This window comes from Paraeggerthella sp. (assembly GCF_048427265.1).
Classification (GTDB): domain Bacteria; phylum Actinomycetota; class Coriobacteriia; order Coriobacteriales; family Eggerthellaceae; genus Paraeggerthella; species Paraeggerthella hominis.
Window position 1 is genome coordinate 1 of sequence record NZ_DBFOSR010000061.1, and the last position, 5857, is coordinate 5857.

Annotated in this window: 8 protein-coding genes; 2 read left to right on the plus strand and 6 right to left on the minus strand. The window is 61.0% G+C overall.

The window, feature by feature from the left end; translation table 11 throughout:
• Positions 1 to 481: 481 nt before the first annotated feature.
• Genes trmD through rpsP form a run of 4 tightly spaced genes read right to left on the minus strand, consistent with a single transcriptional unit; the run spans position 482 to position 2272 of the window.
• The gene (trmD, locus tag ACMNI9_RS06085; protein WP_418831247.1) at positions 482 to 1201 is read right to left on the minus strand and encodes a tRNA (guanosine(37)-N1)-methyltransferase TrmD; all 720 of its coding nucleotides are present in this window, start codon (positions 1199 to 1201) and stop codon (positions 482 to 484) included.
• A 43-nt stretch (positions 1202 to 1244) separates the two neighbouring features.
• The gene (locus tag ACMNI9_RS06090) at positions 1245 to 1766 is read right to left on the minus strand and encodes a ribosome maturation factor RimM (protein ID WP_418831248.1); all 522 of its coding nucleotides are present in this window, start codon (positions 1764 to 1766) and stop codon (positions 1245 to 1247) included.
• Complete coding sequence (locus tag ACMNI9_RS06095) at positions 1767 to 2021, minus strand: KH domain-containing protein (protein ID WP_418831249.1); 255 nt, start codon at positions 2019 to 2021, stop codon at positions 1767 to 1769.
• A gap of 5 nt (positions 2022 to 2026) precedes the next feature.
• Entirely contained in the window at positions 2027 to 2272 is a 246-nt protein-coding gene (rpsP, locus tag ACMNI9_RS06100) for a 30S ribosomal protein S16 (protein WP_114565816.1), read from the minus strand.
• A gap of 392 nt (positions 2273 to 2664) precedes the next feature.
• Between rpsP and ACMNI9_RS06105 the strand changes: the two genes are divergently transcribed.
• Together ACMNI9_RS06105 and ACMNI9_RS06110 are read left to right on the plus strand one after the other, a co-directional pair.
• The gene (locus ACMNI9_RS06105) at positions 2665 to 2988 is read left to right on the plus strand and encodes a DMT family transporter (RefSeq protein WP_418831250.1); all 324 of its coding nucleotides are present in this window, start codon (positions 2665 to 2667) and stop codon (positions 2986 to 2988) included.
• Between the two features lie 25 nt (positions 2989 to 3013).
• Positions 3014 to 3739 carry a B3/4 domain-containing protein gene (locus ACMNI9_RS06110; protein WP_418831251.1) on the plus strand — a complete coding sequence of 242 codons (726 nt, stop codon included), beginning with the start codon at positions 3014 to 3016 and terminating at the stop codon, positions 3737 to 3739.
• An 82-nt stretch (positions 3740 to 3821) separates the two neighbouring features.
• Here ACMNI9_RS06110 and ACMNI9_RS06115 read toward each other — a convergent pair whose 3' ends face one another.
• Both ACMNI9_RS06115 and ffh read right to left on the minus strand, forming a co-directional pair.
• Positions 3822 to 4328, minus strand: a complete 507-nt coding sequence (locus ACMNI9_RS06115; protein WP_225749275.1) for a GNAT family N-acetyltransferase — start codon at positions 4326 to 4328, stop codon at positions 3822 to 3824.
• A 146-nt stretch (positions 4329 to 4474) separates the two neighbouring features.
• On the minus strand, positions 4475 to 5857 hold a 1383-nt coding region (ffh, locus tag ACMNI9_RS06120; protein WP_418831252.1), incomplete at its 5' end, for a signal recognition particle protein.

Genomic DNA, 5857 nt, shown 5'->3' on the forward strand with positions numbered 1-5857 from the left:
AGCCTGCTTATCCTTTCGATGCGGGCGCGCGGCGCCCGAATGAGATCACGAGTGCCTATGATAGCGCGTCCGAGCGACCCGCCCGACCCGTTCGACAAAGTTTGCAGAAAAATCCCGATCACCGGGCGAAAGAGGGCGAAAAAGCAAAAGCCGCAGCAAGGCGAAGTCCCCGAGCTGCCGGGCGAACGCGGCGCGCGCACGAAAAACCGCCCTCGCTGGCAGGTTTTGACGGTTAGAGGTCGTCGATGGACCCCTCGTTTTCGTCAGCGATCAAGCTGATTTGCATTCCACCAGGTCAGAGCATTGCAAAGACAAAACCGAGCACTCGAACGAAACCAGCGGGCCGGCCAAACGACCTCAAACCGTCAAAACCTGCCAGCGAACGTGATTTTTCGTGCGCTGAGCGAGAATCGGCCGGTCGCGACGCGGCAAAGGCCAGCCAGACCGCGGAGCAACAAGGCGGCCGCCCGCCTTCGCCGCCTTACAGGGCGTCGAGAAACTTCCGATCTTCGGAAGACAAGCCCACGACATCGAGCAAGTCGGGGCGCAAGCGATAGGTGCGCTCCAGGCTGCATTCGCGACGCCAGCGAGCCACGGCTGCGTGGTTTCCCGACAAAAGAACCGGCGGAACCTCCATACCGCGAAACGAAGCCGGACGCGTGTACTGGGGATACTCCAAAAGGCCGTCGGCGAAGCTCTCGCCGAGAGCGCCCGTCTCGGCTCCCAGCACGCCCGGAACCTTGCGCACCACGGCGTCGATGACCACCATGGACGCCAGCTCGCCGCTCGTGAGCACGTAATCGCCCAGCGATATCACGCGATCAGCCAGCGTATAGGCGCGCTCGTCGATGCCTTCGTAATGGCCGCACACGAACAGCAGACGGTCTTCCTGCGCCAACTCGCACGCCAGCGCGTCATCGAAAGGAGCCCCATGCGGGCTCAGGAAAATCGTGCAGGGGCGCGCAGGATGCCTGGCTACGATGTCATCGTGCGCCTCGAAGATGGGCTCGCATTTCATGACCAGCCCGTCGCCGCCGCCGTACGGGTCGTCGTCGGTAGTGCGATGCCTGTCATGCGTCCAATCCCGCAGGTCGTGCGCCTTGAATTCCAATAGGCCCTTCTCCTGCGCGATGCGCATCATGGAAGACCCCATAACGGAATCGTACATGGACGGAAACGTCGAGAGCGTCTCGATGATCACGGAAGGGTCCTTTCAGGCAAACGAAAAGCGCCGCAAAAGGACGCTACAGATCGAGCAAGCCGTCGGGCAAGGCCACGTCGATGCGGCGGGCATCGTCGTCAAAGCCCACAACGAAGGCATCTACCAACGGGATGAGCGCCGATCCGCTCCCGTCCGCTCGGGCAACCGAAAGAAGCGTTTGGCCGGGATTCTCGAGCACGTCCTCCACAACGCCCACGTACCCGATGCAAGCATCGTGCACCTCGCAGCCCGCAAGGTCGTCGTCAACCGCGACCAGCGCATCTTCAGGCAGATCAGCCCGTCGAACCAGGCAATGACACCCAGCCAGCAGCTCTGCCGTGTCGATGCTGTGCACGCCTTCGAATGTGACCAGGTACGCGTCTTTTCCCTCGTGCTTCACGCTTTCCACGATACCGCGACGCGGCCCGTCATGCCGAGGCGGAACGAACGCCACCTCCAGGCCTTCGGACAGCAAAAAGGGAAGACCCGGCACGCTGCGCGCGACGAGCCCTCCCGATAAGGTTTTTGTTCGAGCCAGTTCGGCTACGTTAACCCATGCACGCATTTAATCGAGAAGTTCCACTTCGACATGCGTGTTCGTACGAGAAGCAGCAGCACGGGCAAGGGTGCGGATAGCCTTGATGACACGACCCTGGCGGCCGATCACCTTGCCAGCGTCCTCTTCATGCACGCGCACCTCGACGAGGATCGTTCCGTCCTCCGCGTTGCTCGCCGTGATCTCGAGATCGCCTTCGAACTCGATAAGCGGACGTACAACGGATTCAACCAGACCGACGATGTCTTCCGTCTGCTCGGCCATAGGATTTACGCGTTCTCGCGGGCGCGCCTGATCAGCGAAGCGACCGTGTCGGTCGGCTGTGCGCCGTTCTTGATCCACTGGTCAACCTTGTCCATGTCAAAAGACACCATGGCAGGCTCGGAGCAGGGATTGTAACGACCCACTTCCTCGATGAACTTACCGTCGCGCGGGCAGCGCGAATCGGCGACGACGATGCGGTAGTACGGACGCTTCTTGGCGCCGTGACGGGCCAGGCGAATTTTAACTGCCATGAAGATGAACTCCTTTTGCTTCTTACATACGATTCATGCCTCAACACCGTCATTACGGTGTAGGGAAAACAGCAATTGCTTATGATACGGCGAAACTACCGGTTTGACAAGCGGATTACCAAGCCGAATTTTAAGCGTTTCAGGCCAAACGCGCAAAGCGAGGTGCAATCGTCCTCGAAAAGCCCACGTTTGAGCGCGCCCGACATGTGCGCGGTAGCCGCCGCAATGGCGGAATGAGCGCGCCCTTGACTCACCCAACGCAGTATAGTATTCTGCCAAACCAATCAAATAGGATATCTGCCGCCGGGTAGATCAAGACGCGAGCATGCGCACTTTCATCAGTAGGCCTGAGAAGATGAAAGAGGCGGCATGCTTTTTTATTGGGAGGAATTATGAACTGGGTTATCTTGATCATTGCCGGACTGTTCGAAACGTTCTGGGCGTACGAGCTCAAGCTTTCGGAGGGGTTCACGAAGCTTGTCCCTAGCCTGCTTACCGTTGGCGGCATGATCATCAGCTTCGGGCTTTTGTCGCACGCGCTCAAAACGCTGCCGCTCAGCGTCGGGTACGCGGTATGGACGGGCATCGGCATGGTCGGGGCGGCCGTCCTGGGCATGGTGGTGCTCAAGGAGCCGGCAAGCGCGCCTAAGATCATCTGCATCGCGTTGATTGCCGTGGGAATCATCGGCCTCAACCTTACGACGCATGAAGAATAGAACCGACGAAACGAAGGAGAAGAACATGAAGAGATTCATCGCCGAAGACTCGTTTTGGAGCCTGTTTCCCAAGTCCGCCATCGGCATCATCGTCGTTCGCGGCATGAAAAGCGCAAGCGACGTGCCCGCCGACGATGCCGCCGAAATCTCGAGGCTGCTGCGCGACGCGAACGAGCAGGCGAACGCCTACCTGACCAGCAACGTGATTTCCGAAAACGAGCCCGTCAAGGTATGGCGCGAAGCGTACCGGCAGTTCAAAACGAAGAAGGGCGCGCGCTGCTCGATCGAGAACCTGCTCAAGCGCGTGCTGAAGGGCAACCCCGTAGGATCCATCACGCCCTCGGTCGACATCTACAACGCCGTTTCCCTCAAGTACGCCCTGCCCGTCGGCGGCGAGGACATCGACTCGCTCGTCGGCGACTTCCGCCTGGGCATCACCGAAGGAGGCGACGCGTTCACGCCTATCGGAGAGGACGGCGACGACCCCACGCTGCCGGGCGAGCTGTGCTACCGCGACACCATCGGAGCCGTATGCCGCTGCTTCAACTGGCGCGACGGGCAGCGCACGGCGCTTTCGGACGATTCGAGCAACGCGATCCTCGTCGTGGAGTGCTTGGAACCCGAACGGCGCGAAACGCTGGAAACCGCGCTTGACGAGTTCGCCGCCCTCATGGAGCGACACCTAGGCGCAACCGTAACGACGCGCACCGTGATCGACCGCGAGCATCCGGAAATCGTCATTGCCGAGTAACTGCGAAAGAGCGTCTTGCGCCATCCGGCAAACCGACGGCGCAAGACGCTGGGAACAGCCTAGACCAGGCTGCGAACTAGCCTCAGCAGCCGCGGTTTTCGCGTGCGGTGCTCTTGTAGAAGATATGCACGTCCTCGTAGGCGCCCATGAAGTTGACGAAGCCCCCGGGAATGGTGCCGACGCGCGTGAAGCCCATATCCTCGTACAGGTGAATGGCTCCCTCGTTGCTTGCCACCACCGCGTTGAACTGCAGGCCTTGAAAGCCCTTCTTTGCCGCCTGCTCGAGCGAATCCGCTACAAGCGCACGGCCGAGCCCGACGCCGCGCGCGCTTGACGCTACCGCATAGCTGGCGTTGGCAATGTGCGCGCATCGACCCACGTTGTTGGGATGAAGGATGTACAAGCCAAACAGCTTCGAGTCGATGGCAGCCACCGTCGTCAGAGCCTGCGCGGCGAAAAACTCGCGCGCCGTATCGATCGTAAGCGGCTCGATCTGCGGAAACGCTTCCCCGCCTTCGACCACTTCGTTCCACACCTTGATCATGCCCGGAAGATCCTCTTCACGGTACGGGCGTATCTCGAGCGCCATGGCGCGCCTCCTGTCGTTTATCGCCGTCAACCTGCGCGGAGCGAACGCGCCGCGCAGGCAAGTATAGCAGAGGCCGGCACCCGCCCGAAAGCAACCGGCAACCGTCGGCAAACGAAGATCCGCCGGCAGTCGCCGGCGGAATCATGCTACTGCCCCATCATGTCCTGGAGCTTTTTGATATCGGACATGCTCATGCCGCCCATGCCGGGTATCCCTCGACGTCGACGGCCCTTCTTGCCCTTCTTTCCCTTTCGACCGCCTTGCATCTCCTCCATGGCGGGCATCATTTTCTTCATCATCTTCTTCGTCTCGTTGAACTTCTTCATAAGCTGGTTCACGTCCGAGACGGTGACGCCCGCACCCGCCGCGATGCGCGCGCGACGGCTCCCGTTCAGGAGGTCGGGCTTTTCGCGCTCCGCTTTCGTCATGGAGTTGATGATGATCTCCATGTGGTCGAAGGCGCCCTCGTCCACCTGGCCGGAGGCCATGGCCTTGTCACCGCCCGGCAATGCGCTGATCAGCTTCGAGACGCCGCCCATCTTGCGTACCTGGCGGTTCATTTCGATGAAGTCGTTCAGGTTGAGCTGCGCCTTCATCATGCGCTCGGCGGACTCGGCCTCGATCTCCTCCTGCTGCACCGCCACGGCGCTTTCAATGAGGCTGACCACGTCGCCCATGCCCAGGATGCGCTTCGCCATGCGGTCAGGATGGAACTCGTCAAGCGAATCGGGCTTCTCGCCCGAGCTGATGAACTTGATGGGCTTGCCGGTGACCTGCTTGATCGACAGCGCGCCGCCGCCGCGGGCGTCACCGTCCATCTTCGACATGATCACGCCGTCGAAATCAACCCGCTCAGCGAATGCGCTGGCCACGTTCACCACGTCCTGGCCGGTCATGGCGTCCACCACCATGAGGATTTGATCGGGCTTGACCGCGCGCTTGATGGCCTCGGCCTCGTCCATCATCTCGTCATCGACGTGCAAGCGGCCCGCCGTGTCGACGATGACCACGTCGCGCAGGTTGTCGATGGCGTCCTGAACGCCCTCGGTCGCGATTTTCACGGGATCCTGCCCGTCGCCGCGGTACACGCGCACGCCGATCTCGCCGCCGAGCGTTTCCAGCTGATCGGCCGCAGCAGGACGGTACACGTCGCAGGCAACTAGTAACGGAGAGTGGTTCTCCTGCTTCAGGCGGTACGCCAGCTTCGCGGCCGCGGTGGTCTTGCCGGAACCCTGCAAGCCCACCAGCATGATCACGTTGGGGATGCGGCTCGACAGCACCAACTTGGAGTCCGTGCGCCCCAGAAGTCCGGTCAGCTCGTCCAAAACGATCTTGATGACGTTTTGAGCAGGCGTGAGCGAGTCAAGCACCTCTGCGGTCAGGCAGCGTTCCTTCGTGTTCGCGACGAAAGCCTTGACCACCTTGAAGTTGACGTCCGCTTCCAGAAGCGCCATGCGGATCTCGCGCATGGCGCCGTTGATGTCGTCCTCGGTCAGGCGGCCCTTGCCGCGCAGACCGGAAAATATGCC